Source organism: Achromobacter sp. Root565, from assembly GCF_001427425.1.
Lineage (GTDB): Bacteria > Pseudomonadota > Gammaproteobacteria > Burkholderiales > Burkholderiaceae_B > Achromobacter > Achromobacter spanius_D.
Map to the genome: position 1 here is coordinate 567,527 of NZ_LMGO01000006.1, position 26,196 is coordinate 593,722.

The 26,196-nt window shown below is 65.1% G+C and carries 22 protein-coding genes; 6 read left to right on the top strand and 16 right to left on the bottom strand.

The annotated features are described in order from the left end of the window. Positions 1–10: 10 nt before the first annotated feature. The 3 genes from ASD71_RS23995 to ASD71_RS24005 are packed head-to-tail and all read right to left on the bottom strand — an operon-like array spanning position 11 to position 2,341. Complete coding sequence (locus tag ASD71_RS23995) at positions 11–511, bottom strand: RidA family protein (RefSeq protein ID WP_056570453.1); 501 nt, start codon at positions 509–511, stop codon at positions 11–13. Next, on the bottom strand, positions 499–1,380 hold the full coding sequence (locus ASD71_RS24000) for a PhzF family phenazine biosynthesis protein (protein ID WP_056570455.1): 882 nt from the start codon (positions 1,378–1,380) through the stop codon (positions 499–501). Before ASD71_RS24000 ends, ASD71_RS23995 begins: the two co-directional genes overlap by 13 nt. Further along, positions 1,373–2,341 (bottom strand): tripartite tricarboxylate transporter substrate binding protein, encoded by a 969-nt coding sequence (locus ASD71_RS24005; protein ID WP_056570457.1) that lies wholly within the window; start codon positions 2,339–2,341, stop codon positions 1,373–1,375. Before ASD71_RS24005 ends, ASD71_RS24000 begins: the two co-directional genes overlap by 8 nt. A gap of 218 nt (positions 2,342–2,559) precedes the next feature. On the opposite strand from ASD71_RS24005, the gene ASD71_RS24010 reads away from it, so the two are divergent. After that, positions 2,560–3,357, top strand: coding sequence for a helix-turn-helix transcriptional regulator (locus ASD71_RS24010; RefSeq protein WP_056570612.1), 798 nt, complete (start codon positions 2,560–2,562; stop codon positions 3,355–3,357). Here ASD71_RS24010 and ASD71_RS24015 read toward each other — a convergent pair. From ASD71_RS24015 to gcvA, 10 genes are all read right to left on the bottom strand, one after another. Then, complete coding sequence (locus ASD71_RS24015) at positions 3,328–5,067, bottom strand: ABC transporter ATP-binding protein (RefSeq protein ID WP_056570459.1); 1,740 nt, start codon at positions 5,065–5,067, stop codon at positions 3,328–3,330. The genes ASD71_RS24010 and ASD71_RS24015 overlap by 30 nt on opposite strands. A gap of 4 nt (positions 5,068–5,071) precedes the next feature. Continuing rightward, entirely contained in the window at positions 5,072–5,962 is an 891-nt protein-coding gene (locus ASD71_RS24020; protein ID WP_056570461.1) for an ABC transporter permease, read from the bottom strand. Between the two features lie 25 nt (positions 5,963–5,987). Then, the gene (locus tag ASD71_RS24025) at positions 5,988–6,929 is read right to left on the bottom strand and encodes an ABC transporter permease (RefSeq protein ID WP_056570463.1); all 942 of its coding nucleotides are present in this window, start codon (positions 6,927–6,929) and stop codon (positions 5,988–5,990) included. A gap of 63 nt (positions 6,930–6,992) precedes the next feature. Beyond that, on the bottom strand, positions 6,993–8,585 hold the full coding sequence (locus tag ASD71_RS24030; RefSeq protein WP_056570465.1) for an ABC transporter substrate-binding protein: 1,593 nt from the start codon (positions 8,583–8,585) through the stop codon (positions 6,993–6,995). Between the two features lie 66 nt (positions 8,586–8,651). Beyond that, positions 8,652–10,097 carry an amidase gene (locus tag ASD71_RS24035; RefSeq protein WP_056570467.1) on the bottom strand — a complete coding sequence of 482 codons (1,446 nt, stop codon included), beginning with the start codon at positions 10,095–10,097 and terminating at the stop codon, positions 8,652–8,654. Positions 10,098–10,292: 195 nt separating this feature from the next. Then, the gene (locus tag ASD71_RS24040; RefSeq protein WP_056570469.1) at positions 10,293–12,698 is read right to left on the bottom strand and encodes a TonB-dependent siderophore receptor; all 2,406 of its coding nucleotides are present in this window, start codon (positions 12,696–12,698) and stop codon (positions 10,293–10,295) included. Between the two features lie 134 nt (positions 12,699–12,832). Beyond that, positions 12,833–13,867, bottom strand: a complete 1,035-nt coding sequence (locus tag ASD71_RS24045) for a FecR domain-containing protein (RefSeq protein WP_056570613.1) — start codon at positions 13,865–13,867, stop codon at positions 12,833–12,835. A 47-nt stretch (positions 13,868–13,914) separates the two neighbouring features. Next, complete coding sequence (locus tag ASD71_RS24050; protein ID WP_056570471.1) at positions 13,915–14,421, bottom strand: sigma-70 family RNA polymerase sigma factor; 507 nt, start codon at positions 14,419–14,421, stop codon at positions 13,915–13,917. 175 nt (positions 14,422–14,596) lie between these two features. After that, positions 14,597–15,097 (bottom strand): hypothetical protein, encoded by a 501-nt coding sequence (locus ASD71_RS24055; protein WP_056570473.1) that lies wholly within the window; start codon positions 15,095–15,097, stop codon positions 14,597–14,599. 162 nt (positions 15,098–15,259) lie between these two features. After that, positions 15,260–16,141, bottom strand: a complete 882-nt coding sequence (gcvA, locus tag ASD71_RS24060) for a transcriptional regulator GcvA (protein WP_056570475.1) — start codon at positions 16,139–16,141, stop codon at positions 15,260–15,262. 142 nt (positions 16,142–16,283) lie between these two features. Between gcvA and ASD71_RS24065 the strand changes: the two genes are divergently transcribed. Beyond that, positions 16,284–17,267, top strand: a complete 984-nt coding sequence (locus ASD71_RS24065) for a tripartite tricarboxylate transporter substrate binding protein (protein ID WP_056570477.1) — start codon at positions 16,284–16,286, stop codon at positions 17,265–17,267. 31 nt (positions 17,268–17,298) lie between these two features. After that, entirely contained in the window at positions 17,299–18,672 is a 1,374-nt protein-coding gene (locus tag ASD71_RS24070; protein WP_056570479.1) for an amidase, read from the top strand. A 175-nt stretch (positions 18,673–18,847) separates the two neighbouring features. Here ASD71_RS24070 and ASD71_RS24075 read toward each other — a convergent pair whose 3' ends face one another. Then, complete coding sequence (locus ASD71_RS24075; RefSeq protein ID WP_056570481.1) at positions 18,848–19,999, bottom strand: NADH:flavin oxidoreductase; 1,152 nt, start codon at positions 19,997–19,999, stop codon at positions 18,848–18,850. 1 nt (position 20,000) lies between these two features. Beyond that, a complete protein-coding gene (locus ASD71_RS24080; protein WP_056570483.1) occupies positions 20,001–20,396 on the bottom strand; it encodes a RidA family protein in 396 nt (131 codons plus the stop codon). 144 nt (positions 20,397–20,540) lie between these two features. Between ASD71_RS24080 and ASD71_RS24085 the strand changes: the two genes are divergently transcribed. The 3 genes from ASD71_RS24085 to ASD71_RS24095 all read left to right on the top strand — a co-directional run bounded on the left by ASD71_RS24085 (position 20,541) and on the right by ASD71_RS24095 (position 25,072). After that, entirely contained in the window at positions 20,541–21,437 is an 897-nt protein-coding gene (locus ASD71_RS24085) for a LysR substrate-binding domain-containing protein (protein WP_056570485.1), read from the top strand. A 132-nt stretch (positions 21,438–21,569) separates the two neighbouring features. Further along, a complete protein-coding gene (locus ASD71_RS24090) occupies positions 21,570–23,756 on the top strand; it encodes an AAA family ATPase (protein ID WP_156395266.1) in 2,187 nt (728 codons plus the stop codon). Further along, complete coding sequence (locus ASD71_RS24095; protein WP_056570488.1) at positions 23,753–25,072, top strand: McrC family protein; 1,320 nt, start codon at positions 23,753–23,755, stop codon at positions 25,070–25,072. Before ASD71_RS24090 ends, ASD71_RS24095 begins: the two co-directional genes overlap by 4 nt. A gap of 54 nt (positions 25,073–25,126) precedes the next feature. Here the strand turns inward: ASD71_RS24095 and ASD71_RS24100 are convergent, their stop codons facing one another. Then, positions 25,127–26,188, bottom strand: coding sequence for an RNA methyltransferase (locus ASD71_RS24100; RefSeq protein ID WP_056570490.1), 1,062 nt, complete (start codon positions 26,186–26,188; stop codon positions 25,127–25,129). Between the last annotated feature and the right edge of the window lie 8 nt (positions 26,189–26,196).

Here is a 26,196-nt window from a genome sequence, read left to right on the forward strand (position 1 = left end):
GTTGGCGGGGTCAGCTGCGGTCGTCCAGCAGCGCGCTGATTTCGATTTCGGCCCAGCTGCGGCCTGGCAGGCTGGTCACGCCCACCGCGCTGCGCGCCGGACGCGGCATGTGCGGGAATGCGGTCTGCAGCACTTGTGATGCACCGTCCAGCACCGCGCTGTGGTCTTCGAATTCCGCCTCGCTGCGCAGATAGCCGCGCAACTGCAGGACGGCGCGCACGCGGTCCAAATCGCCGCCGCAGGCTTGGCGCAGGGCGCTCAGCGCGCTCAGTGCAGCCTGCGCGCACGCCGCGCGAGCCGCGTCCAGATCGGCGCCATGCCCGCATATTCCGACGATGGGTGTGCCGTCCCGCCGGCTGGCCTGGCCGCTGACGCAGACCAGGGTTGCGCCGCTCAGGGCTGCCAGGTGGTAGGGCGCATAGGCGCCGCGCGGAACGGGCGCGGCGGGCAGGCGCCAGCCGGCCGCGGTCAGCCGCGACTCGGCCGTACAGAGGCGGGTTACCGCATCCATTGCGTTTCGCCGCTCAACCAACATCCGGGGGCGTCTGCGCGCCGGCGCAACTGGATTGCCGACGGCGAGCCCATGGCCACGCCCTGGCGGACCGTGTATACCCGGTCCGCCGGCACGCTGCCTGTCTCGTTCAGGTAACCCCACAAGGCCGCGGCGGCAATGCCGGTGGCGGCATCCTCGGGGTAGCCGGACGCCTTGGGAAATTGCCGCGCGCTGGCGCTGTCCTCGCTCAGCGCATAGGGATAGAGGCCGGTCGAGCCGATCGCTTCGCAGATGTCCCGCATCGCATCGAAGTCCGGCGCCAAGGCATCCAGGTCGGCCACGGTCGGCATCCGCACCAACGTCTTTACGCGGCTGGTGCTGGCATTGATCATGTGCAGGCCGGGCAATTCGGGATCGATGCGCAGCACGGCGGCGATCGCGCGGCATTGCGCTGGCGTGAGCGCTGAGGTGACAACGGCAGGTTGCGACACCCAGGCGCGATTGCCGGCGTTGTCCCACTCGATGTCCACGCTGCCGCTCAAGGTCTGAACGCGTGCGCGCGGCGTGCTCCAGCGTTCCCACTGCCGCAGGGCCCAGAGCGTGCCCACCGTTGCGTGGCCGCACATCTCCATTTCGTGGCCGGGCACGAAAAATCGCAGTTGGCACAGGTGGTCATCGCGGTCGGCCGGCACCACGAAGGAAGATTCGTGGCCGTGATGGGCGGCCAGGGCCTGCATGTCGGCGGCCGACATGCCGCGCGCGTCAAGCACCAACGGCACCGGGTTTCCGCCTTGCAGGGGCTGGGACGAATCGACGAACACGCGCAGCAGGGCCGCCTGACCGGCGGGAGGCTGGGCGGGAAGGGGGGTGGGGTGAAGGTCAGTCAAACTGGACTCCGGTCTTGGTGATGAGGTTGCCCCAGAAGGTGAGGTCGTGTGAGACGGTTTGAGTCAGCGAGTCGGCCGTGCCGGGTTTGACGTCCACGCCCTTGGCCGCCAGGTCGGCGGCAATGGCCGGGTCCCGCAGTACCGTGTTCAGGGCAAGGTTCATCTTTTCCACGATGGCCGGCGGCGTGCCCTTGGGAAAGGCCAGGCCATACCAGAGCGATTGCGTGTAGGCCGGCATGCCCTGCGCCGCGAAGGTGGGGACGTTGGGCAGGATGGGGGTGGCGCTGGTGGTCGCCACCGCGATCAGCTTGCCGCTCTGCACGAAGGGCGCCAGGCCCACGGGGTTGTCGAACATGATGTCGACCTGACCGCCGATCAGATCCGTGTAGGCGGGCGCCGCGCCACGGTAGGGAACGTGCGTCAGATCCAGTTTCTCGTCTTTCTTGAACATCTCGCCCAGCAGGTGCGACACCGTGCCGGCGCCCACCGAGGCATACGTGCCGACGTGGCGCGCTTTCAGCGCGCCGACCAGTTCGGCAAGCGTGGCTGCCTTCAGGGCGGGCTGCACCGCCAGCACATAAGGCGACGTCCCGATGAAGCCGATGTAATCGAAATCCTGGGCCGGCTTGTATGGCAGGTTTTTGTACAGGTGGGCGGCGAGCGCGGTGGTGCTGGTCGTGACGGCCAGCGCGGTGTAGCCGTCCGGCTTGGCGCGCGCGGCCTGGCCCGAGCCCACGGTTCCGCCCGCGCCGCCCGCATTCTGGATGATCACGGTCTGCTTCAGTTCGCGCGTCAGCGCAGGCTGCAACGTCCGCACCACCAGATCCGTGCCGCCGCCGGCCGGGAAGGGCACGATCAGGGTGATCGGCTTGTCCGGCCAGGCGGGCTCGGCCAGGGCGCTGGCAAGCGGCAGGGCAAGCAGGGCGGCGCAGAGCAACGCCGACGGAAGTGTGCGATTCATGGATTTCCCCTTGTGTGTTTGTCGAATGACCCAGATCGTAAGAAGCAGGCGTGCCGGCGGCGAACCGCGACGCGACAGTAGCCGATCCCAAGCGCGACAAGGGAAACCACGCGCCCGCGCCGGGCTTGCATGAAAGCGGCCGCGCGCCGATACTGGCCCAACGCCCAATCTTGCCGCTGCCGGGCATCCCCCGGCGCACCACACGCCCGCACTCCCTCATGTCGCGTTCCGTCCCGCTTTCCTCCAAACAGGACCTCATCGCCCAGACAGGTTTCGCCCTGGCTGCCAGCCGGCAGCCGCGCTACGCCTTCCATTGGCACGAACACGACTGCGCCATGCTGCTTTGGCCCCGGGCCGGCGCGCTGGACAGCGCCTGGCGGGACGAGGCGGGCGCGCGCCGCCGCTGCCGGCTGGTCCGAGGCCAGGCGTTGTTGCTGCCGTCCCATGTCGAACACAGCACGCGCGCCGAAAGCATTTCGCAACAGCATGGCGAGCTCTATCTGGCGCCGGAATTGCTACGGGCCTGCCGGGCGGGGGGCGTGCTGCAGCTGGATGGCGCGGCGCAGGCCATGCTGGACGCACTCTGGAAGCCGGCGTTGTCGGCGTCGGCGCTGCCGATGCTGGTGGAGGCGTTGATCACCCAACTGGATGCGACGCACCGGATTCACGGCCAGGTTCTGACGCCGCAGGCGCCGCTGCCATTGGCGCGGCAATGGTTGGAGCTCTTGCGCGAGCGGCTGGAAGCGGGGCAGCCGTTGCCGGCGATCGCCGATTCGGCCAGCGTGCTCGGCGCCACCACGCGCACGCTGCAGCGCGCCTGCATGGAAGCCTATGGCCAGTCTCCCATTTCCTTGCGCCGCATGGTCCTGGCGCAGGCCGCGCGCCAGCGGCTTGCCATGGGCGAGCCGGCGGCGAGAGTCAGCGCCGAATTGGGGTTTTCCAGCAGCGGCCACCTGGGCCGGCTGCTGCGTGCGGTGGACCCCTCATCAGAAGCCGGCATCGCCGCACAGTCCTGAAAGGGCAGGCGAGCGGGCGGTGCCCGCGTCGGATTCGAACAACGCCTTTCCTGGGCTTCCCGCCGTTGGGGCGTGGCCCGGAATGGAAGCGATCAGTTCCCGGGTGTAGTCGCTGGATGGCTGCAGGAACACATCCCGTGCCGCGCCGATTTCCACCACGCACCCACGCTGCATGACGGCGATGCGATGGCACAGGCGTGCGGCGACGCGCAGGTCGTGCGTAATGAAAACAATGCTCACGCCCAGCCGTTCCCGGATGGATTCCAGCAGGTCCAGGATCTGCGCCTGCACCGAAACGTCCAGCGCGGAGACCGCTTCGTCGGCAATCAGGATTTCCGGCTCCATCATCAGCGCGCGGGCGATTGACAGGCGTTGGCGCTGTCCGCCCGAGAACTCGTGCGGAAACCGGTCCAGCGCGCCGGGATCCATGCTGACGAGCTCCAGCATCTCGATCATGCGGGCGTGAACCTGCGCGGGTTGCGCCCCAAAGTTCAGAGGGCCTTCCGCCAGCGTGCGGCCGATTCTGCGGCGCGGGTTGAACGAGCGGAAGGGGTCCTGAAACACCATCTGCACGCGTTTTCGGTAAGCACGCGCCTGCGGTCCGGACAGCCTGCCGACCGGTTGCCCATCGATGAAAATCTCTCCCGACGTCGGGGAGGCGAAGCGGGCCAGGCAGCGGCCCAGCGTAGTCTTTCCCGAGCCTGACTCGCCGACGATGCCCAGCGTCTCGCCCCGCGCCAACTGCAACGACACGCCGCCCAGCGCATCGACGCGGCGGCGCCGGGATCTGAACAGGGACCGGGTTTCAAAGCGCAGGGTCAGGTCGCGGACCTCCAGCGCCGGCATGTCTGCCGGTTCCAGCGGCTTGGCGCGGAAATCGCCGCGCGGGCGCGCTGCCAGCAGGCGCTGCGTGTAAGGGTGGCGGGGGCGCTCAAGCACATCGGCGGCAGTGCCCTGCTCAACGATACGCCCCGCCTGCATCACGACGACGCGGTCGGCAATCTCCGCGACGACGTCGAAGTCGTGGGTGATGAACAGGACGCCATTGTCGTGGCGGCCCCGCAGGTCGTTGAGCAGCCGCAAGACCTGCGCCTGCGACGTCACGTCCAGCGCCGTGGTCGGCTCGTCCGCGATGATCAAGCCCGGCTCCATCGCCAGCGCCATCGCGATCATCACGCGTTGGCGCTGACCGCCCGACAACTGGTGGGGGTACGCATGCTGGAGCTTTTCGGGATGGGGCAGGCGCACATCGGACAGCAGGGCCAGGACACGGCTGGCCACCGCCTCGCGCCCGAGCGTCTTCGCGTGGAACTCGAACACCTCCGCAATCTGGTCGCCGACGCGCATGAGCGGATTGAGCGCCGTCATCGGCTCCTGGAAGATCATTGCCATCCGGTTGCCCCGCAGCTTCTGCAGCGTGTCCCGTCCGGCGTGCGTGATATCGCGGCCCGACAGCGCAATCTGGCCGCTTTCCAGCGTGAGCGTCCCTTTGGGCAACAGGCCCATGATGGCGCTGGACGTCACGGACTTGCCGGACCCGGATTCGCCCACGATGCAGACGATTTCGCGGGCACGAACGGTGAATGACACGTCGTCCACGGCATATCTGCGATCGCCGCTGCCGGGCAGGCGCACCTTCAGGTTGCGCACGTCAAGGATGGGGGAGTCGGGGGCGCCGGCCGTCGGGGCCTGGGGGAATGCTGGGTTCATGGCGTCAGCCCTTCGATTTGCGGGAGAGTCGGGGATCCAGGCGGTCGCGCAAGGCGTCGCCGAACATGTTCACGGCGAGGATCAGCAGGGCAAGGAACACGCCCGGATACAGCACGATCCAGGGGGCGCGCTGGAAGAAGGGGCGTCCCTCGGCGATGATGCTTCCCAGGCTGGGAATCTCCGGTGGAAAGCCCAGTCCCAGGAAGCCCAGCACGGCTTCGGTCAGGATGGCGGCTGCGCAGACGAAGGTGGCTTGCACCACCAACGGGTTGATCGTGCTGGGCAAAATGTGCCACCACAACACCTTCAGGGCCGGCGTGCCGGAACCGAGCGACGCCTCGACATAGGGTTCCTCGCGCACGGACAGCACGACGCCGCGCACCAGCCGGGCCACGCGGGGGATCTCGGGAATCGAAATGGCGATGACCATCGTCACGATGTTGGCGCCGCCCAGCGCGACCATCGCCACCGCCAGGAGCAGGCCGGGGATCGCCATGATGCCGTCCATCAATCGCATCACGGGGGCATCGAGCCGGCGGACATACCCGGCGGCCAGTCCGATGGCCAGGCCTGCCGCGATGGCGATTACGCTGACCAGCGCGGCAAGGGTGATCGACAGGCGGCCGCCGTAGAGCACCCGGGACAGCAGGTCGCGGCCGAGGGAATCGGTGCCCAGCCAATACACATCGGAAGAGGGCTGCAGCCGCGCGCGCGGCGCGAGCGTGCCGGGGTCATGGGAAGTGAGCCACGGCGCGCCCACGGTCAGCGCCACCAGCAGCAGGAGCAGCAGCAAAGAGCCGAGCATCACAGGGTCGTGGATCAGGGCGGTGATGGCCTGGCGCAGCCGCGATGGCGGTGCGGCGGGCAGGAGGGTGGCGGGAAGGGTGGGGGGCATGAGTCAGCTCCGGATCGTCGGCGGTTCAATAGCGGATGCGGGGATCGAGGACGACATACGCCATGTCGATCAGCAGGTTGACGAAGACGTAGATGAACGAGAAGAACAGGATGGTTCCCTGCACCACGGGGTAGTCCCGGGCAAGCACGGAATCCACGATCAGGCGGCCGACGCCGGCGATATTGAAGATGGTCTCGGTCACCACGACGCCGCTGATCAGGGTGGTCAGCGCCACCCCGACAATCGTGACGATGGGAATCGCGGCGTTGCGCAGCGCGTGGCGAAACAGCACGAAGCGTTCGGTGACGCCCTTTGCCCTGGCGGTGCGCACGAAGTCTTCCCCCAGCACATCCAGCAGGCTGGCCCGCGTGATGCGCGTGATCAGCGCGACGAACACCATGGCCAGCGTCACGGTCGGCAGCAACAGGTGCTGGGCATATCGGCCAATGCCTTCGTCGAGCGGCGAGTACCCTTGCACCGGCAGCCAGTCCAGATGGACCGAGAACACCAGAATCAACAGATACGCCACGACGAATGCGGGCATGGAAAACGCCAGCACGGCGCCGGCCATGATCCCGCGGTCCGCCAGGCCCCGGTGGCGCCACGCCGCCAGCACGCCCAGCGGAATCGCGGTGGCAATGGTCAGCAGGATCGCGCACGCCGCCAGCGAGAAGGTCGGGCCCAGCCGCGCCGTGATGAGCGAGGTCACCGGCTGCCTGGATTGGATGGAGCGGCCCAGGTCGCCCTGAACAAGCGCGCCCATCCAGCGCAGGTATTGCGTGCCCAGCGATTGGTCCAGGCCCATTTCCGTCCGGATCTGGGCGATGGATTCCTCGCTGGCCATGTCGCCGGCGATGACGCGCGCGGGATCGCCGGGCGCCATGCGCAGCAGCAGGAACACCACCGTGGCGACGATGAGCATGACGGGGATCGCCGCCAGGAGGCGTTTGATGATGAGTTCAATCATGAATATGCCTTTCCATTGCCCGGGCCGGTCCGGGGGCGGCCGGCCGGGCTGAGACGTTGCGCGCTACCAGAAGAGAGGAATCTGCGCGTCGGTCATGCGCCCCAGCTTGGCCGGGTTGTATCCCTTCATCTTGGAGTACGTGCCCAGCGGGATGAAGAACACCTGGTCGTAATTGAGCTTCTGGATGGCAAGGGCGATTTCCTTGCGTCGAGCCGCATCGCCGGTCTCGGCGAACTGGTCGCGCAGGCGCTCCATCTCGTCGCTCTTGGTCCAGCCGATGTAGCCGGCTTCGCCGCGCCCATCCAGGTTGGGATTGGTCAGCGGGTTCATCAGGTCCAGACTGGTGAAGCCCGTCTGGAAGATGCTCCAGCCGCCTTGCGCCACCGGATCCTTCTTCGAATAGCGGGACAGCAGGGTGGCCCAGTCCATGGACTGGATCTCGACGTTCATGCCGATGGTCTTGAGCGCCTGCGCGGTCACGGACGCCAGGCTGGACAGCACCGGCAGATCGGTGGGGTGCAGGATCACCACCTTGCTGCCGTCATAGCCGCTTTCCTTGAGCAGGGCCTTCGCGTGCGCCAGATCGGGCTCTTTCGTCTGGGTGGCGCCGGCTTCGGAGGCATACGGAGAGTTGCAGCTCAAGACGGCGCCGCACAGGCGGTACATGGTCTCGTCGCCGATCTGCGCGGCCAGGTAATCGCCCTGGTACACGGCGGCAAGCACCGCGCGGCGCACCTTGGGATTGTCAAAGGGCGGCTGTAGCCAGTTCATGCGCATCGTGAAGATGTTGGTGCTGTCGCCATAGGATTTGAGCGCAACGTTCTTGGCATCCTTGAGCTGCGGCATCAGATCCGGCGGCACATCTTCCACGAAGTCGATCTCGCCGCGTCGCAAGGCGTTCACGGCGGTCTGCGAGTCCGAAATGCTGACCAGCTCGATCCGGTCCGCGATGGCCACCTTGCCGCCGGCAAAGCCGCTGGCGGGTTCCGCGCGCGGCACATAGCCGGTGAACTTCACGTACGTCGCCTTCACGCCGGGCTGGAAGTCCGCCGCCACGAATTTGTACGGACCCGAACCGATTACCTCGGTGATCGGTTGAGAGACCGGCACCGCCGCGATGCGGCTGGGCATGATGAAGGGCACGGGCGAGGCCGGTTTGGCCAGCGCTTCGATCAGCATGCCGAACGGCTGCTTCAGGTGGAATATGACCGTGCTGGCGTCGGGGCTTTCCAGGCTGCGGGTAGCGGCCATCAGGCGCAGGCCCAGGACGTCACGCTGGCCCCAGCGCTTGAGCGAAGCGACGACGTCTTCGCCCGTTACCGGCGTGCCGTCATGGAACGTCAGGCCTTTGCGCAGCGTCAGAGTGACGGTGAGCCGGTCCGCGCTTTCCTGCCAGCTTTCGACCATTTCGGGCTGGGGCTTTCCGGCGGCATCCAGGGCGAACAGCGTGTCGAAGACCATGTAGCCGTGGTTGCGGGTGATGTAGGCATTCGTCAGGATGGGATCGACGACGCGAAGCGGCGCCTGCATGACGATCCTGGCCGTGGTTTCGGCGTGCAGCGCGCTGACAGGCGCGATTCCGATGGCGCAGACAAGGGTGGGAGCAAGAACGGCGGGCGCGCAGAGGCGGCCCAGTCCGGGAAGCGTGAATTTCATACCGGTACCTTCAGAGTGAGGGTGGAACAGGCGAAATGGACGAGGCTCGGCCGCGAGCCCGTCTGGTCAGCCGAACTGCGGTCTGCGCGCGGCCCAAGGGGCCACGCGCTCAAGCTGCGCCGAGAGTTCGAGCAGGATGTCTTCGCGACCGAAATGGCCGATCAGTTGGGTGGCCACGGGCAGACCCGCGTCTGTCCAGGACAAGGGCAGGCTGGCCGCGGGCAGGCCCGCGCCGTTAATGACAGGGAGGAAGGTGGAATACGTGGCGGCGCGCGCCCGGTACTCGCGAAAGCCGAGACCATCGGACGTGTTCAGCGCAAGATAATCGAGCTTGCACGGAAGCTGCGCCAGCGTGGGAGTGAGCAGGACGTCCAGGTCCGCCATGGCGGCGGCAAAGGCGCGGCCCACGGCATGAAGGCGGGCCACGGCGTCGATGTAGGACGCCGCGTCCAGGCCTTTGCCGACGAGATACCCGTCGTGGATGACCGATTCCAGGTCGCCCGCTTGCAGGTTGCGGCCCAGCGTCTTCAGACGGCCTTCGACGGCAACCACGATGTTGCTGGCCAGGATGCTGCCGTGGGCGTGCACGAAGCCGTCATAGTCGATGCCGGGCAGCGTGGCCTCGAATACGTCATGGCCCAAGGCTTCCAGCAGCGATGCCGTGTGCGCGACGGCGGCATCGCACTCGGGGGCGATGGCGATGCCGTTCCACGCGGTGCGCAGGAAGCCCACGCGCAACGGCCGCGAAGCCGATTCGTGAACGGCCTCCAGGAATGCGCGCGGCTTGGGCGGTGCGGCATAGGGCGCGCCGGCTTCGTAGCCGGAGATCATGTCCAGCGCCGCCGCCGTATCGCGCACGGAAATGCTCAATACGCCGTCCGTCGCCATGCCCGCCCATCCTTCGCCTTTCGCCGGACCCATCGGCACGCGGCCTCGTGAGGGCTTCAATCCGAACACGCCGCAGCACGCGGCCGGAATCCGGATGGAGCCGCCACCGTCGCTGCCGTGGGCGACGGGCACGATGCGCGCTGCGACGGCGGCTGCGGCGCCGCCGCTGGAGCCGCCCGCGGAGCGGGTCCGGTCCCACGGGTTGGGCGTCGCGCCGCCGTTACGCACGGCCTCGGTGGTGCCCGCCATGCACAGCTCGGGAACCGTGGTGCGCGCGAACGGGATCAGGCCCGCCGCCTCGAAGCGGTCTGCGACGGTTGCCGCGTAAGGGTAGGTCGTGCCGTTGAACAGCGCCGAACCGATGCTTGACGGAAATCGTTTGTGAGCGAAGCCGGAGTCCTTCAGCAGGAAGGGAATGCCGCGAAACGGGCCGCGCGGCGTCCATCCGGCGGCGATGCCGCGCGATTCTTCGTAGCGCGGATAGGTGAGGGCGTTCAGGACGGGATTGCGCTGCTCGGCCAATTCGATGGCGCAATCCATGAGTTCTGCGGACGTGACTTCGCCGCGTTCAAGCAATTTGGCCAGAGCAAGGCCGTCCAGGCGCTCGTACTCGGTGGTTTGCATGTTTCCCCTTCTTTGCAATCTGAGCGATTCACGGCTTTCTTGGTGAAGCCGGGGCCGTAAACGCGGGGGGAACTTGCTGGGCGTGGTGTTCTCTTGGCCCGCGTCAGTCGGCAAACCCAAGTCTATGGATCGCAGCCGCCAGGGCCAAACCAGGATGCGACAGCGTGGCTATCCCAAATGCGACACGAACGCGGCCTACCAGTTCACGCGCGCCGTCAGCGTGATGTTGCGCTCGTCGCCGTAATAGCAGGTGTAGGGGCACGCGGCCACATAGGTTTTGTTGGTCAGGTTCTTCACGTTCAGCGCGAACTGCCACTTGTCCAGTTGATAGCGCACCGCTGCGTCATACGTGGTGTACGACGGTATCGGCAATTCGTTGATTTCCTGGCGGCCCACATAGCGCACGCCCACGCCCGCGCTCAGGCCCGGCACGGACGAAAACCGGTAATCCATCCACAGCGATGCCATGTTGCGCGGGACCGATTCGGGCCGCGATCCTTCGTTGCCGAAATTGCTCTTGACCACGCGCGCGTCCGTCGTTGCCAGGGCGGCCACCAGATCCAGTTGCCGGTTCAGGCTGGCCCGGGCCTCGATTTCCGCGCCTTTCGAGCGGACTTCGCCCGTCTGCACCAGAAATCCCACGTGGTCGGGGTCGCTGGTCAGGACATTGCGTTGGGTGATTTCGTAGAGCGCGAACGTGATCGACGCATCCACGCCCTTTGGTTCGTATTTCAATCCGATCTCGTGCTGCACGCCCGTGGTCGGCTTGAAGGGATTGGCGGCGAAGTCCAGTCCCGTCACGGGCTGGAACGACTTGCTGTAGCTGTAATAGGGCGCCAAGCCGTTGTCGAACAGATACATCAGGCCGACGCGCGGCGTGAAGGCGTGGGAGTTCTGTGCGCCGGTGCCCGGGGTCGACTCGGTACGCACGGAGTCGTAGCGCCCGCCCAGCAGCGCGATCCAGCGTTCGTTGAACTTGATCTGGTCCTGCGCGTAAAAGCCCAGTTGGCGCGTGCTGTCTTCGCCATAACCGGCGGGGCCGAGGTCCGGCCGGGCGCCATAGACGGGGTGGTACAGGTTCAGCGGCGCGATGGAGCCGAATTTCTGGGAGCGCGAGAACTCGTTCTTGCTCCAGTCGATGCCGAACAGCAGCGTGTGTTCAAAGCTGCCATGGCGCAGCTTGCCCAGCAATTGGTTGTCCACGGCCAGACCCTTGTCGGTGTCGTACCGCGTCAGGGCATAGCGGGTGGCCAGGGCCGGGTCCGACTCGTCCACGCGCGTGTCTACCGCGGCGTACTGATTGTCGGCGCGCTGCTTGTAGGTCAGCAGATTCTGGCGCACCTTCCAGTCGTCGTTCAGCTTGTGTTCGAGCAGGTAGCCCAGCGTGGCGCCCTTTGTGACATAGCGGTCGAAGTCCGGTTCGCCAACGAAGCGCGAGCGCGAAATGCGGCCATTGGGGTTGGACAGCAGGGTGCCTTCCAGAGGTTTGCCCACATCGTAGGGGCTATCGGTGCGGCTGTAGCTGGCCAGGAACGTGATCAGCGTTGCATCGCTGATCTGCCACTCCAGCGCGCCGGCCAGCGAAGTGCGGTCGTTGTTGATGTAGTCGACCATGCTGTCGCTGTTGCGCGCCAGTCCGGTCAGGCGGTAGCGGACATTGCCGTCCTCGGTGACCGGACCGCCCAGGTCCATCGCGATCTGCTTCTTGTTCCAGCTTCCGGTCTGCAATTCGAGCTCGCGCAGCGGCTCCGCCGTGGGGCGCTTGCTGACCAGGTTGATGATGCCGCCGGGCGCGGCCTGGCCGTACAGGATCGAGGCCGGTCCCTTGAGCAGCTCGATGCGTTCGAAGTTGTAGGGCTCAATGGCGCCGCTGAGCGAGTTGATGGGGAACTTGGTGCCGTTCAGGTACAGCGGGGCCGCGCCGGTAACGTTGAATCCACGGATCGTGAAGCCCGTGCCGATGTGCCTGAGCGCCCCGCCTTCCAGCGGCTGGACGCTGGCCGTGTAGCCCAGTGCCTGGTCCAGCGAGTCCGCCGCCTGCGCGACAACCTGGTCGCGCGGAATCACCGATACGGACTGGGGCGTTTCATGCAGCGCCGTGTCCGTCTTGGTGGCGGTTGCGCTGCGCCGGGCCACAAAGCCTTGCACCGGGCCGAAGGCGGATTCCTCGGCAACGCCTGTCACCGTCACTGCGGGCAGGGTTTGCGCGGCGTCCTGGCCCGGCTGACTGCCGGGTACCGGACGCAGGATGTAGCCGCCATTCGGCTGTGGCCGGGCAGCCAGCCCGGTGCCGGCCAGCAGCCTGGCCAGCGCCTCGGGCGCGTCAAAGCTGCCCTGCAAGCCGGGACTGCGCTTGCCCGCGATGTCGCTGCCCGAATAGGACAACATCAAACCGCTTTCGAGGGCGTAGCGGGTCAGGGCGCTTTCCAGCGACCCGGCGGGGATCGCGTAGCTTTTCACGCTGGCCTGGGCGTGTACGGCATCCGTCCCGGCCGACAGGGCGATGCCCGATGCCGTGAGCCAGAGGGCGCGGCTTGCCGCCAGCGCGAGGGTATTGCGTGCGATGAGGCGCGCGGCGCGCCGAGACTGACGGGGGTGCATGAATGGTCCGGTTTCCGGTTGAAAAAATGTGGCTTCTATTAGGTTTGCCACTTGGGAAACGGAAACCCCTCATGTTGGCGCGAAAAAGTTTTGGGGCCGATGCGTGGCGCGGCGAGGCGAGGCGCGCCGCGGCGCTAGGCGCCGCGCAGGCGCACGGTGATCCAATAGCGCGTCACCTGGTCGACGTCGATCGGATGCGTCCGGCGCAGCATGTCCAGCACCCGGTCGGTGTCGTCCAGCGGATAGATGCCCGAGACCTTCAGGCGGCCGGCATCGGGGTCGCAGGCCAGCCGGCCGGGCATATACCGGGCAAGCTCTGCAATGAAGTCGGACAGGGGCATGTCCTGCGCAACCAGCATGCCCACGGACCATGACGCATCGCGCGGGTCAGCCACCCGCGTGGGGCCGACGGCGTCGCGGGTGAACGACGCCTGTTCGCCCGCGTGAATGACGTGCGGCGTATCCGCTTGGTGTTCGGGGCGAATTTCCACGGCGCCCTCGAACACCGCGGCGTGGCTGCGGCCAGGGAACTGCCGCACGCTGTAGCGAGTGCCCAGGGCCCGCACGCGGCCTTGCGCCGTTTCCACCAGAAAAGGACGAGCGGGGCGCCCGGCCTGGGATGCCGGATCGGGCGCGGTGGCGATCAGGATCCGGCCGTGCAGCAGGCGGACCAGGCGCTGCGAGCCGTCAAACCGGACATCGATGGCGCTTGCCGTGTCCAGGTCGATGCGGCTGGCGTCGGCCAGCAGGATGCTCGTGCGTTCTCCGGCCGCAGTGTGGTGATCGGACTGCCAGTCCTGCCAGCCGCGCCACAGGTTGTCGCGCGCCAGCCAGGCGCCGCCGCCGGCAAACAGCGCCACCGCCAGCGCCTTGACGGCCTGGCGCCGCGCGGGACGGCTCCGGCCCTCGCGCGTCAGCGCGCCGCGTACGAGCGGCGTGTTCAATCCGCGCAACTGCTGGCCAAAGGTCTCGATGTGCCGCCAGGCGCGCTCGTGGTCGGGGTCGGCCTCGCGCCAGCGCCGGCAGGCCTCGCGCGTGGCGTCGCTGGCGTCGGGCGCCTGCAGGGCGACCAGCCAGTCCACGGCGCGCAGGCTGACGCTGGCGGGCAATGGCGGGCCCTCAAGCTGGGGGAAGGCCGTCGGGCTCGGGTCCGCGGGCGAGTTGGGCATGGGGAAGCGGGCGTTCTTGGAACAGGCGGCTACGGCCGTGCCGATGCTCAGGCGCCGAAGAAGCAAAGGTGCGCGGCCTTCGCGATATGGCGCTGCACGGTCGCCAGTGAGACGTTCAGCGTGGCGGCAATGTCGGCCTGCTTCATGCCTTCCAACTGAGACAGCAGGAACGCCCGGCGCACGGGAGCAGCCAGCGTATCCAGGCGGCGGTCCAGTTCGACCAGGGTTTCAAGCAGGATGGCGCGCGTTTCGGGGCCGGGCGTTTCAAGCTCGGGCAGGTCGGCCAGGGTGGCCAGGTAGGCTTCTTCGATCCTGCGGCGCCGTATGAAATTGGACACCACGCCTTGGGCCACGGTGGTCAGCAGCGCGCGTGGCTCGCGCACCTCGACGGTGTCGCCGCGGACCAGGAGGCGCATGAAGGTGTCGTGCGCAAGATCGGCGGCATCGGATGAATTTCCCAGCCGCCGCCGCAGCCATCCTTTCAGCCAGCCATGGTGATTCGCGTACAGGACATCGATGCCCTGCTGCGGCACTGCAAACTCAGTCGCGGACATCCTGCCCTCCAGCGCGTCGCGGGGCTGGAGAATACCGGCACCGTGAAAAATGAGAATCATCCGCATTCTAAGAGAAGCCGCGATGTGGCGACAAGCGGCAGCGCACTACCCGGCAACCGCCCGCCTGGGCACGCTTTGGCGCGTGCTCGGGCGGTGCTTTCACAGGCCGCGGATATCAGCCCTCTCTGCCGAACCCGCCCGCCGCCCATTCCGACGCCCGCTGCACGTTCAGCTTGTACGTTGGCGGCACGCGGATCTGTGCGAGCTGGTCGCCGAATTCGTCGTAGGCGCTGAGCGTGGCATAGGGCTCGTCCTCGTCGGGCACGATGTCCAGCTTGATGGTCACACGGCCATCGTCGGTGTCGATCTTTACGCTTTTGTGCAGCGTAGCGTGCAGTTGTTGTTCGTGGCGGCGCAGGACTTCGTTGGCGGTCTTGACCAGCGTGATGAAGGCAGGCGAGTCGAGCGGCTTCGGGTTCTTCTTGTCGCGGCCCATGGTCCAGGGGCCCACCAGGGCGGGTTCGGCCTCTCCGTCCTTGGTCATTTCGACGGCCCAGCCGTCGTCGTCTTCGTTCTTGATGACGCGCGCGGTCCAGCCGTCGTCGCGCCAGAGCCTGGCTTCCTGTTCCTTGGGCGCGTCGGAAATGTCGGTGTCCGGCGTGGAAGTGTCGTTCACTGCGGTACTGCTCCTGGATTCGTTGATGCGCGGCGATGACGGCGCGGGCCTTGAGGGCGACCCTGCACTGTAGCCTAATGCGCGGGCAGGGCGGGTGGCACGGTTGTCACGCAGGCCGGGGCGCGGCACGGCGATTGCGACCGTACGCCTTTGCCGCGCCCGCTAGATCGCGCACGACTCGGCCCAGGCACGAAATTGCGTGAGCTCGGGCGAGGGCCTTCGGTAGTCCTCGGGCGGCAGCACGAAGTAATAGCTTTGCGCGCCCAGATCCACAGTCAGGTCGAACGGCGCAACCAGCCGGCCTTCGTCCAGTTCCTTCTGCACCAGCGGCTTTTGCGCGATGGCCACGCCGTAACCTTCCAACGCGGCCTCGTAGGCCAGCGCGGACGACTCGTAGCGCAAACCGCGCGACACATCGATCTCCGTCAGACCGGCCGCCCGCAGCCAGATTTCCCAGTAGTCGGGGCGCGCCAGCGTGTGCAGCAGGATCTCGCCTTTCAGGTCGGCGGGCGTGTGCAGCCGGGCGCGCTTTTCCGGAATGCACACCGGCAGCAACTCATTGACCATCAGCTTGTAGCTGACGAGGCCCCGCCAGCGGCCGTCGCCCATGCAGATGCCGGCGTCCACTTCCTCGCGCTCGAAGTCCGGCGCGTCCACGGCCGTGTGGAGCTTGACGTCGATGTCGGGATATTGGCGGTGAAACCCGGAAAGGCGCGGCAGCAGCCAGCGCATGGCCACGCTGTGCGGCGCCTTGATGACGAACTGGCGCCGGCGCGAGCGCTCGCCCAGTTCGGACGTCGCGCGCTGCAGCCCGCCGAACAGGCGCGCGATATCGGCGTGATACCCCGCGCCCATGGAGGTGAGCACAATGCGTCGGTGCTGGCGCAGGAACAGGCGGAGCCCCAGATGTTCCTCCAGCAGGCGGATCTGGCGGCTGACGGCAGCGGGCGTCACGCTGAGTTCCTCGGCCGCGCTGGTAATGCTGCCCAGACGGCCGACAACCTCGAAACAGCGCAGCGCATTGAGCGGAGGCAGGGCGGTCATCGGGGTGGTTCAGTTAACAAAAAGTTAAGTGTGCCATAGATAAAGTCGTTTGAACCCTGATGCCCAAACGCCCAAGATGGCACGGCCGCCCCGACTTCGCGGCGCAAGAGCAGCCAAAAGAAACATCCATAAGGGGAAATCCATGTTTAGAACATTGGCTCGACGGATCGGAATCGCCGCCCTCTGCGGCGCCGCAGTGCTGGCCGGACCCGCAACGGCGGCCGGCTATCCGCAGCGTCCCGTCAGCATCGTGGTGCCGACCACGCCCGGCGGAACCGCCGACATCCTGGCCCGCCTGATCGGCCCGCGGCTGGCCGAACGCTGGGGGCAGCCTGTCGTGGTGGAGAACAAACCGGGCGCGGGCACCCTCATCGGCGCCGACTACGTGGCCCGGGCCAAGCCCGACGGCTACACCTTGATGCTGACCTTCAACGAACTGGCCACGCTGCCCGCCTTGAATCCCAACGCCAAGCTGGACGTCGAGAACGGCCTGGCGCGCATCGGCAAGATCGGCAGCCTGCCGGTCCTGGTCCTCACGCGCCCGGGCATCGACGATGCCGATCTGGCCACGCTGATCAAACGCTTTCGCGCCGAACCGGGCAAGTACACCTACGCGTCCAACGGCTCGGGATCGTCGCTGCAGCTGTTCACCGAGATCTTCAAGCGCGAGGCCGGCGTGGACGTGATGCACGTGCCTTACCGGGGCGCGCTGGAGGCCTCGATGGCGGCGATTGGCGGCGAAGTCGACCTGCTGGTGCAGTTCGCGTCGGGCAACGTCATCAACCACGTGAAGGCCGGCAGGCTCAAGGCCTACGCCGTGGCGTCGCCGCAGCGTCTGGAGGCCTTGCCCACCGTGCCCTCAGCGGCCGAGGCGGGCCTGCCCGGGCTGCGATTGGAGGCCTGGTACGGCCTGTTCGCGCCCGCCGGCATTCCCGACGACATCAAGCTGAAGATCAACCGCGACCTGAACGAGGTGCTGGCCGAGCCCGCGATCCAGGAACGCCTGAAGGGCATCAATCTGCTGGTGCAGCCAGGCACGCCGGCCGAATTCGATACGTTCTTCCGCGCCGAATATGCCCGATGGAGCGCATTGATTCGGACCCTCGGCATCAAGAGCAGCGAATAAAAAGCAGCGAATAAGACACCGGAGCCACACCTTGACCTACGATCCCAGCACCCACACCGCGCTGACGTTTCATGACGCCCGCGCCAACTTCGCCGAACGCCGCGACTCGCCGCGTGATTACCTGGAACGTTGTCTGGAAGTGATTGCCGCGCGGGAGGGCCAGCTCAAGGGCTGGGTCGTCCTGAACGAGGCCGGCGCCCGCGCCGCGGCCGACGCCAGCGCCCAGCGCTACCGCGACGGCCGCCCGCTGTCGGCGATCGACGGGATGCCGGTCGGCATCAAGGACCTGATCGAAACACGCGATATGCCCACGCAGATGGGCTGCGCGGCGTTCGATGGCAACTTCCCGAAGAACGACAGCGCCGTCGTGCGTGCGCTGCGCGATGCCGGCGCCATCATTTTGGGCAAGACCGTCACGACGGCGCTGGGATTTCTCGACCCCGGTCCGACGACCAACCCGTTCGACCCCCGCCGCACGCCGGGCGGATCGTCCAGCGGGTCGGGCGCCGTCGTGGGCGCCAACATGGTGCCCATGGCCATCGGATCGCAGCTTGTGGGCTCTGTGCTGCGGCCGGCCAGCTACAACGGCAATTGGGCCTTGAAGCCGACGTTCGGCGCGCTCAATCGTGGCGAACGGCTGGGCCTTAGCCAGGCCCACATCGGCATCCATGCCAATTCCGTCGAGGACATGTGGACAGCGGCGGCGGAAATCGCCCAGCGCGCAGGCGGCGACCCGGGGCATCCGGGCTTGTATGGTCCGCTGCATCCGCCTTCGGCCCAAAAGCCTGCTCGGCTGGTCGCGCTGGAAACCGAGGGGTGGGCGCGCGCGGAACCGAATGCCCGCGCGGCGTTTGAGGCCAGCCTCGCCAAGCTGTCCGGGCAAGGCGTGACGATCATCCGCCGTGGCGATTCGCCGCTGGTCGACGCGCTGGAGCGCGCCATCTCGCAGGCGGCGCCCCTGTCGCTGCGGCTTATCTCCTGGGAGCAGCGCTGGTCGCTGGCCAATCTGGTTGCCAACCACCCCAACACGCTGGGTCCCAGCCTGGTGCGGCAACTGGAAAGCGGCCGCGGCATGACGCTGGCCGAATACCGCGAATGCCTGCTGCTGCGCGAACACGCGCGCCAATGCTTGGCGGCCCTGGCCACGCAATGCGATGCGCTGGTGAGCCTGAATGCCTGCGGCGCGGCGCCCATCGCGGCCGACATCCGCGACAGCAAGTATCCGACGGGCGACGTCTCCTTTGCATGCGCGTCGTCACTGCTGGGCGCGCCCGCGATCAACGTGCCGTTGATGGCCGTCGATGGCTTGCCGCTGGGGTTGCAGGTGATGGGGATGGCGCATGGCGATGCCGCAATCACCGGCATCGGGACGTGGATCTGTCAGTCCTTGCTGCGTGCGGGCTGATCCGCCGCCGGCGAGGCCGGGACGGGGTGCAGGGAGCCGAAAGGCGCGAAGCGCGAGCAGGGCGCACCCGCGTCCTGCCCGTGCCGACGCGACAATCAGACTCAGCCGGCGTGAGCGATTGATCACGCCGACCTGTCTCGCCGATTGATCTCATCCTCGGGATTTCGCCCACAGATCAGGCAGGCTGAGCCAGCGCGCGATGGCGGACCGCATTGTCCAGATCGGCGATCGGCGCAAGCAGGCCTCGGTCGAATTCCTCCTGCGGCTGGGCGGCGCGCAGTCTGGCCGGCCAGTCGGCATGCGTGAGCGCGCCTCGCCCCAGCGAAACGAAGTCCGCCTCTTCCCGGGCCATCAGGTCTTCGGCCCGCGCCACGTCATGCAACGAGCCGTTGGCCAGCACCGGCACCGAGACGTGCCTGCGCGCCAGCGCCGCCAAGCTGGGGCCGTCCTCGCCAAAGGCGGGACGCCAGGCCTCGAACTCGGTGGTGTGCAGGTAATCGATGGGCTGCGCGCCCAGTGTGCCGAAGATCCGTGCGGCCTCGTCCTGGCCGCCCGGCCACTTGTGGGTGAAGTCGTTGACCTTGCCCTGCGAGCTGCGCACGCCCACGACAAAGCCCGCCGGCGTCGACTGCCGTACCGCCTGGATCACGTCCACGGTTAGACGCAGGCGGTTGTCCACGCTGCCGCCATAACGGTCCTGGCGCAGATTGGTGTGGGCGCCGAGGAATTGGTCCAGCAGATAACCGTTGGCGCCGTGTATCTCCACGCCGTCAAACCCAGCTTCCTGCGCCCGGCGCGCCGCCCGCGCAAAGCCGTCGACCGCCTCGGCGATCTCATCGATCGTCATCGCTTCCGGCATCCGGTAGGGCCCTTGGCCGCGGTAGAAGGTCATCTGCTGTCCGGCTGGCTGCACCGCCGACGGTCCCTTGGTCCCGGACCGATGCGGATTGCCCTGCGACAGCGCACCCGCATGCATGAGCTGCGCAATGATGCGTCCACCCCGAGCATGCACACGGTCCACCACCGGCCGCCAGGCTTCGCGCTGCGCGTCGTCCGCCAGACCGGGCTGGAATAGGTAGCCCTGCGCATGGGCCTTGTCTGTATAGATGCCTTCGGTGATCACCAGGCCAAAGCTGCCGGCGGCGAAAGCCTCGTAATACTCGGCCATCTGCGCGGTGGCGTGGCCGTCCGCCGTGGCGCTGACGCGTGTCATGGGGGCGACGGCCAGCCGGTTGGGCAGGTTCAGCGCGCCCACGCGCAGCGGCGTGAACAGCGTGGCGGGTGGCGTCGGCGCGTCGTTCCGCGGACGCTTGCTAAGCGTGGTCATTTCACTGGCCCTCCGATTGGCGGACCGCGGCGATGGCTTCGATCTCGATCATCGCGGCCGGGTCATACAGGGCCTTGATCTCCGCAATGGTGTCAGCCGGGTAGGGCGCCGAGAAGAACTTGCGGCGCAGCGCCACCACGTCGTCGAAATGTCCCATGTCGGTGACAAAGATCGTGACCTTGATGACGTCCTTCAGGCTGGAGCCGCCGGCTTCCAGCGCGCGGCGCAGGTTCTGGAAAGCCTGCTCGCCCTGCGCCAGAAAGCCGCCGTCCACGATCTTTCCGTCGTCGGCGGCGCCGGCCTGCCCCGAGATGAAAAGCAGATTGTTGAACTGGATGCCCTGCGACAGCAGGAAGGGTGCGTAATTGTCGGGCTGGGTGATGACTTGTTTGAGCATGATGCGAATTCCTTCATCTATGACCGGACGGGAATATGGGGGCTGGTGTCCGGTGATGCCAATGTAGGCTTTGCGACTGAACCGTGACAAAGGTTCGTTTGTCAGCTATAAGACGAGAAAAACTCATTTATAAGCCAGCCGCCCATGCAACGCCGGTCCCTTCCGCTATCCGCACTGCGCGCCTTCGAGGCCGCCGCCCGCCTGGGCAGCTTCAAGGCCGCCGCCGAGGAACTCGCCGTCACCCCCACCGCCGTCAGCCACCAGATCCGCGCGCTCGAGGCGGGTACTGGCCTCGCGCTGTTCGATCGCCAGGTGCGCAAGGTCACGCTGACCGAAACCGGGGCGCAGCTTTACCCCGTGCTGCGCGACGGCTTCGACAAGTTCGAGGCCACCTTGGCGCGCCTCACGCAGCAGCGCACGCGGGCGCAAGTCAGCATCTCGGCAACCAACGCTTTCACCGTGAAGTGGCTGGTGCCTCGCATGGCTGATTTCCGTCGGCTGCATCCCGATATCGACCTGCAATTGCAGGCCAGCGACGACCTCGTCGACCTGCGCTCGTCCACGGTCGACATCGCCATCCGCTATGGCCGCGGGCCGTATCCCGGGTTGGTGACGCAGCCGCTGTTCACCGACCGGTTCGCGCCGGTCGCCAATCCGCGCCTGGGCGTCGTGTCGCCGGATGATCTGGCGCGAGTGCCGTTGATCCGCTTCGACTGGAAACGCGCGCAAACCGAGAATCCAACGTGGGAGCGCTGGTTTTCAATAGCTGGGCGCCCGCTGCCGCCCGAGGGCGGGCAGTTGCGGTTTTCAGATGAAGGCCACGCGATACAGGCGGCTGTGGCGGGGCATGGGATTGCGCTGGTCAGTTTGGCGCTGGTGGACGATGAGTTGCGGGCCGGGCATCTGGTGCAGCCGTTCGGGCCCGAGATCGACGGGCACACGTATCACTTGGCGATGTTTGGCGAGCGGGACGCGTCGGTGGCCGTGCAGGCGGTGGCGGGGTGGCTGCGGCATGCGACCAAAAAGGGGACGTCACCCTGAATTGATGTATCAAGAGGTAACCTTGGCCGTTGCTTCAGTTATTACATTCGCCGGGATTAAGGCTTAATTTGGAAAGTCGGAGCGAATTCAGTTTTGTCGCGAGACAACTAGATCAGATATCACGGAGCAGTCGTGGCTAATGAAGAAGTAATTGATCAGGGATCTTCCGCTATCGAACTTGACCGAAGCGCAGTGGAAAAAGCGATGTCCATATACGACGAGCTTGGTCGGAAAGGGTTCAGCGAGAGATATCCGACGTTTGCTTCGCCCAGGGAGTTTTGGGTTCGGCCCTCGCGTCAACGCAAATACCCTGCCTATCCCAGCAAAGCTATTGCCGCTATCGCCCGCGGGGTAACGTCGATTAACGGCGGATGGTCCCAACCCCTCTCCGCTGGGGCGTTGCTGCATAACACCGGCTATCTAATTGTTGATGAACAAGGTCAACTACATCCCGTGCCCCTGGATCAATACGCGCATTTAATTAGCGGCGCGAATTGGATCCGCGCATATGCCTTGACCAACTATATTGGTCCCGCGCGTGAACGGGGTGATGCCACCGTCTCTATTACTTCAGGAACACTTCATAAAGAACTGGGATTGAAGCAGAATTTGCCCAATGTTTGTCAAGTTCTCCGTGGAAAAATATTTCTTGAGTACGCGTCCGTCCCTCCTCCCGAACAGCAAGGCCCCGACAACGGCTCTACGACCCGTTTCACCTTCAACCTGACATCAAAAGTGAGCAAGATGCTACAGCCTACGCAGACCGCGACTAATCTGATTTTGTATGGTCCTCCGGGAACAGGAAAGACCTACAGAACGGCATTGGAAGCGGTTCAGCTTTGCTTAGGCGCAGATGAAATGGGTCAGCTGCTAGAAGCGGGGGGCCGTCAGCGCTTGATGGAAACGTATCGTCGGCTGGTCGCGGAAAAGCGAATCGAGTTCGTCACGTTTCATCAGTCTTACTCCTATGAGGAATTTGTTGAGGGTCTCAGGCCTACAACCGAACCGTCGGATAGCTCGCAGGATGATGATGAAAGCGATGGCTTGGTACCGGCAACAGGCGGATTTCGATTGGCTACGAAGGATGGCATCTTCAAGCGAATCTGCGAGCGAGCCCATCTGGACACCGGAAGTGATACGGACAAGATGCACCTCGACCGCCAACGTCCGATATTTAAAATGGCGCTGGGGCAGAAGCGAGTCGAAGAAGACCGGATTGCCGAGGGCTTGGACAACGGTCTTATACACCTGGGCTGGGGAGGAAAGATCGATTGGTCAGACTCAAGATTCGATAGCGGCCCGGAAGTACGCAAGGAATGGGAGGCGCAGAACTATCCGATTGGCTCCGGTCGGGAGGCCAACGTTGAGATGCTTTTCGCATTCCGGTCGCAAATGCGAGTGGGCGATTACGTGGTTTTGTCTGATGGCCGAGACTATGTTCGGGCGTTTGGCCGAGTCACGGGCGAGTATTATTTCGATGAATCGGCCGATTATCACCCGCACCGTCGCAAGGTTGAATGGATTTGGATCAATCCTGAAGGTGCGCTCCGCGCGAAGTTTTATCCGAACTATTTCCGTCGCCAGACGATTTATCGGTTGAATACGACCCTGGTGAACTGGGATGCGCTCGAAGAGCTTGTTTTGGGTGACAAGGCAATTAGTCCTGCTGCGACTGCCAAGCCGTATGTGCTAGTCATCGACGAAATCAATCGGGCAAACATCTCAAAGGTTTTTGGGGAATTGATCACCCTGCTTGAGACTGACAAACGGCTTGGCTGCGTCAACGAGATCAAGGTGACCTTGCCTTACTCCAACCAGGAGTTCGGTGTGCCTCCAAACCTGCACATCATCGGCACCATGAATACCGCGGATCGGTCGATCGCCTTGCTTGATACGGCGCTGCGCCGCCGCTTCGAGTTTCAGGAATTGATGCCAGATCCCAAGGTACTGAAGACTGTCGATGGCATCGATTTGGCCACAGTGCTCAATACCATCAATGAGCGAATCGAGTATCTCTTTGATCGAGAGCATCAAATTGGACACGCCTACTTCATAGGATGCGATTCCAGAGAGCAAGTCGACAATGTGATGCGCCACAAAGTGATTCCCCTGCTCGCTGAATACTCCTATGAAGACTGGAGCAAAGTAGCCGCAATCTTGGGCGACGCCAATCAAGGTGAAAGGGGCCGTAAGCCTGGTTTTCTCGATCGCAGGAAACTAGTCGCGCCTCCTGGGCTGGACGCCGATGGCGACGAGCGGGTTCGATATGCCTGGAGCGTCCAGGACAACTTTGACTACTCTGGACTGCTCAAGCCATGATCCGTCGGACCGTCCTCGAATGGGGAAAGCTCGAGTATGGCGAAGACCCAGATAACGTTCAGACGATTCCGATTCGCGCAGCTGATCGAATAGCGGCAGTGGCGGCCGCTTCATCGTTAGCAGGCGAGGGCGGGCAGGGCGTGATCGAACATGGAAGAAAGGCGCTCCGCGCACGCGGCATGGTGGGTGTTGTCGCCACCGGGGACTGCGTTTTGGAAATACTTCCGAAAATCGACTGCCTGCCTGTCACGGACAAATCCCAGGAGGGAAGCGTTCGGATTCGTCTGGTCCATATGCTCATGGAAGCACTCGATATCAAGATCGACGTGGGACAAATGACGGCGTTAGGGCAAGGCAGCAATCTTCTCGAAATCCTTGTTCGGGTATTTTCGGAGAAGCTTCTTGCCGCCGTACACCAAGGCATGCCTCGACGGTACATCGCTCATGAAGAGGATTTGAGCGCATTGAGGGGGCGTTTGGACGTGGTGCGGCAATTCACTGTGTTGGCTGCCAGCCCTTCACGTCTTGCGTGCCGCTTTGACGCCCTATCGTCGGACATCGTCCTGAATCAGATCATGAAGGCTGCGGTGGCACGGTTGCAGCGAATGACCAAGAGCGTTGCCAACCAGCGCCGACTGAGTGAGCTCGCGTTCGCCTACGCCGACGTTTCTGACATTGCCGTTTCGGATCTTCGTTGGAGTGACGTAGTTCTCGATCGTACCAACGTTCGTTGGAAAGAACTGTTGAACATTGCCCAATTGTTGTTAGGCAACAGATTTCAGACGTCGTCAGTTGGAGACTCGTCCGGCTATTCCTTGCTGTTTCCCATGAATGAGTTGTTCGAGACTTACGTTTCCCGAATTCTGCGACGGAGCTTGGCTGGCCGAGGTTTGCGCGTAGTGAGTCAGGGCGGACTGGTGTATTGCCTGACGCACAGGAATGCGGGTGGTCTGTTCCAGACCAAACCCGACATCCTGATCAAAAAGGGGGGCCAGGTGCTGCAAGTCATCGATACGAAATGGAAGCGGATAAGCAGCGATATCGAGGACAAGAAGCTAGGGGTTTCGCAACAAGACGTTTATCAAATGATGGCCTATGGCAGCCTTTATGGTTGTGAGCGCTTGACTCTGTTGTACCCGCATCATTTTGGACTGGCAAGGAGCGAGGGGCAGCAGACGTTTCATAGGGTCACGAACACCGATAGAATTTTGGAGACTTGCACAATCGATGTATCGCACTCCGTAGGCATTAGTGAGCGGCTGCGCCAAGTGGTTGAGCGTCCTGTTGCTGCGGGCCAAGCCACGCCGACTTGTTAGGCCATCGACAACTTCTGGCCCTTGCGTTTAAAGGGTGATGCGCGCCACATCCGCTTACCGGTGATCGGCCTGGTCAACTGACGCCGGCTTTCGCCGCAGTTCAACCACCTGCGCCGCGCCCACCGCGCGTGCGCGCAGCTGGCCACAGCCGCCGTCCACGTCCTGCCCAGCGCTGTTCCTGACCTTGGCCAGCACACCACGGCCGTGCAGATAGCGGACGATCGCGCGGATACGCTCTGCATCAGGGCGCTGGTAGTCATCCCCTTCGAGGCTATTGAAGGGGATGACGTTCAGGACGCCGTACTTGCCCTTGAGCAGACGCACGACGGCATCGAGTTCGTCGTCGCCGTCGTTGATGCCCTTGAGCAGCGTCCATTGATACTGGATCGGGTAATCCGTGTCGCGAGCGTATTGCTCGCCAAGTTCAACCAGTGCTTCGGGCGCGATTTTCGGCGCGCGCGGCAGCAGGTGGGCGCGCAGGTCGGCTTTGGTCGTGTGCAGCGACAGCGCCAGCGCCGGTTTGACGCGTTGCTTCGGCAGGGCGTCGAACACACGCTGATCGCCCACGGTCGAGAACACCAGATTCTTGTGGCCGATATTGCCTTCCGTGCCGAGCAGGTCGATGGCTTCGAGCACGTTGTCCAGGTTGTGCGCCGGTTCACCCATGCCCATGAAGACAACCTTCTTCACCGCGCGCTGACGCCGAGCCAGCACGACCTGGGCAAGGATTTCCATGCTCGTGACCTGACGGATCAGGCCGCTCTTGCCGGTCATGCAGAACCGACAGCCGACCGCACAGCCCACCTGCGTGGAAACGCACAGGCCGTCCCGCGGCAGCAGCACGCTTTCGACCATCTGCCCGTCGGCCAGCTCGACAAGCAATCGCGAGCCGTCGCTGCCGGCGTGTTCGGAGCGGATCTGGGCAAGGCCATCCAGTTCCGACGTCAAGGCGGGAATGGCATCACGCAGTGCGAGAGGCAGGAAGTGCTCGGCACTACGCCGCCGTGTCCCGGTGTCGAGCGCTTGCCCGTTCAACCAGACGCGCACGACCCGGCCACGGTGGACGGGCAGGGCGCCTAGGGCGGTGAGGCGATGGGTGAGGTCGGAAAAGCGCATGGGGGGCG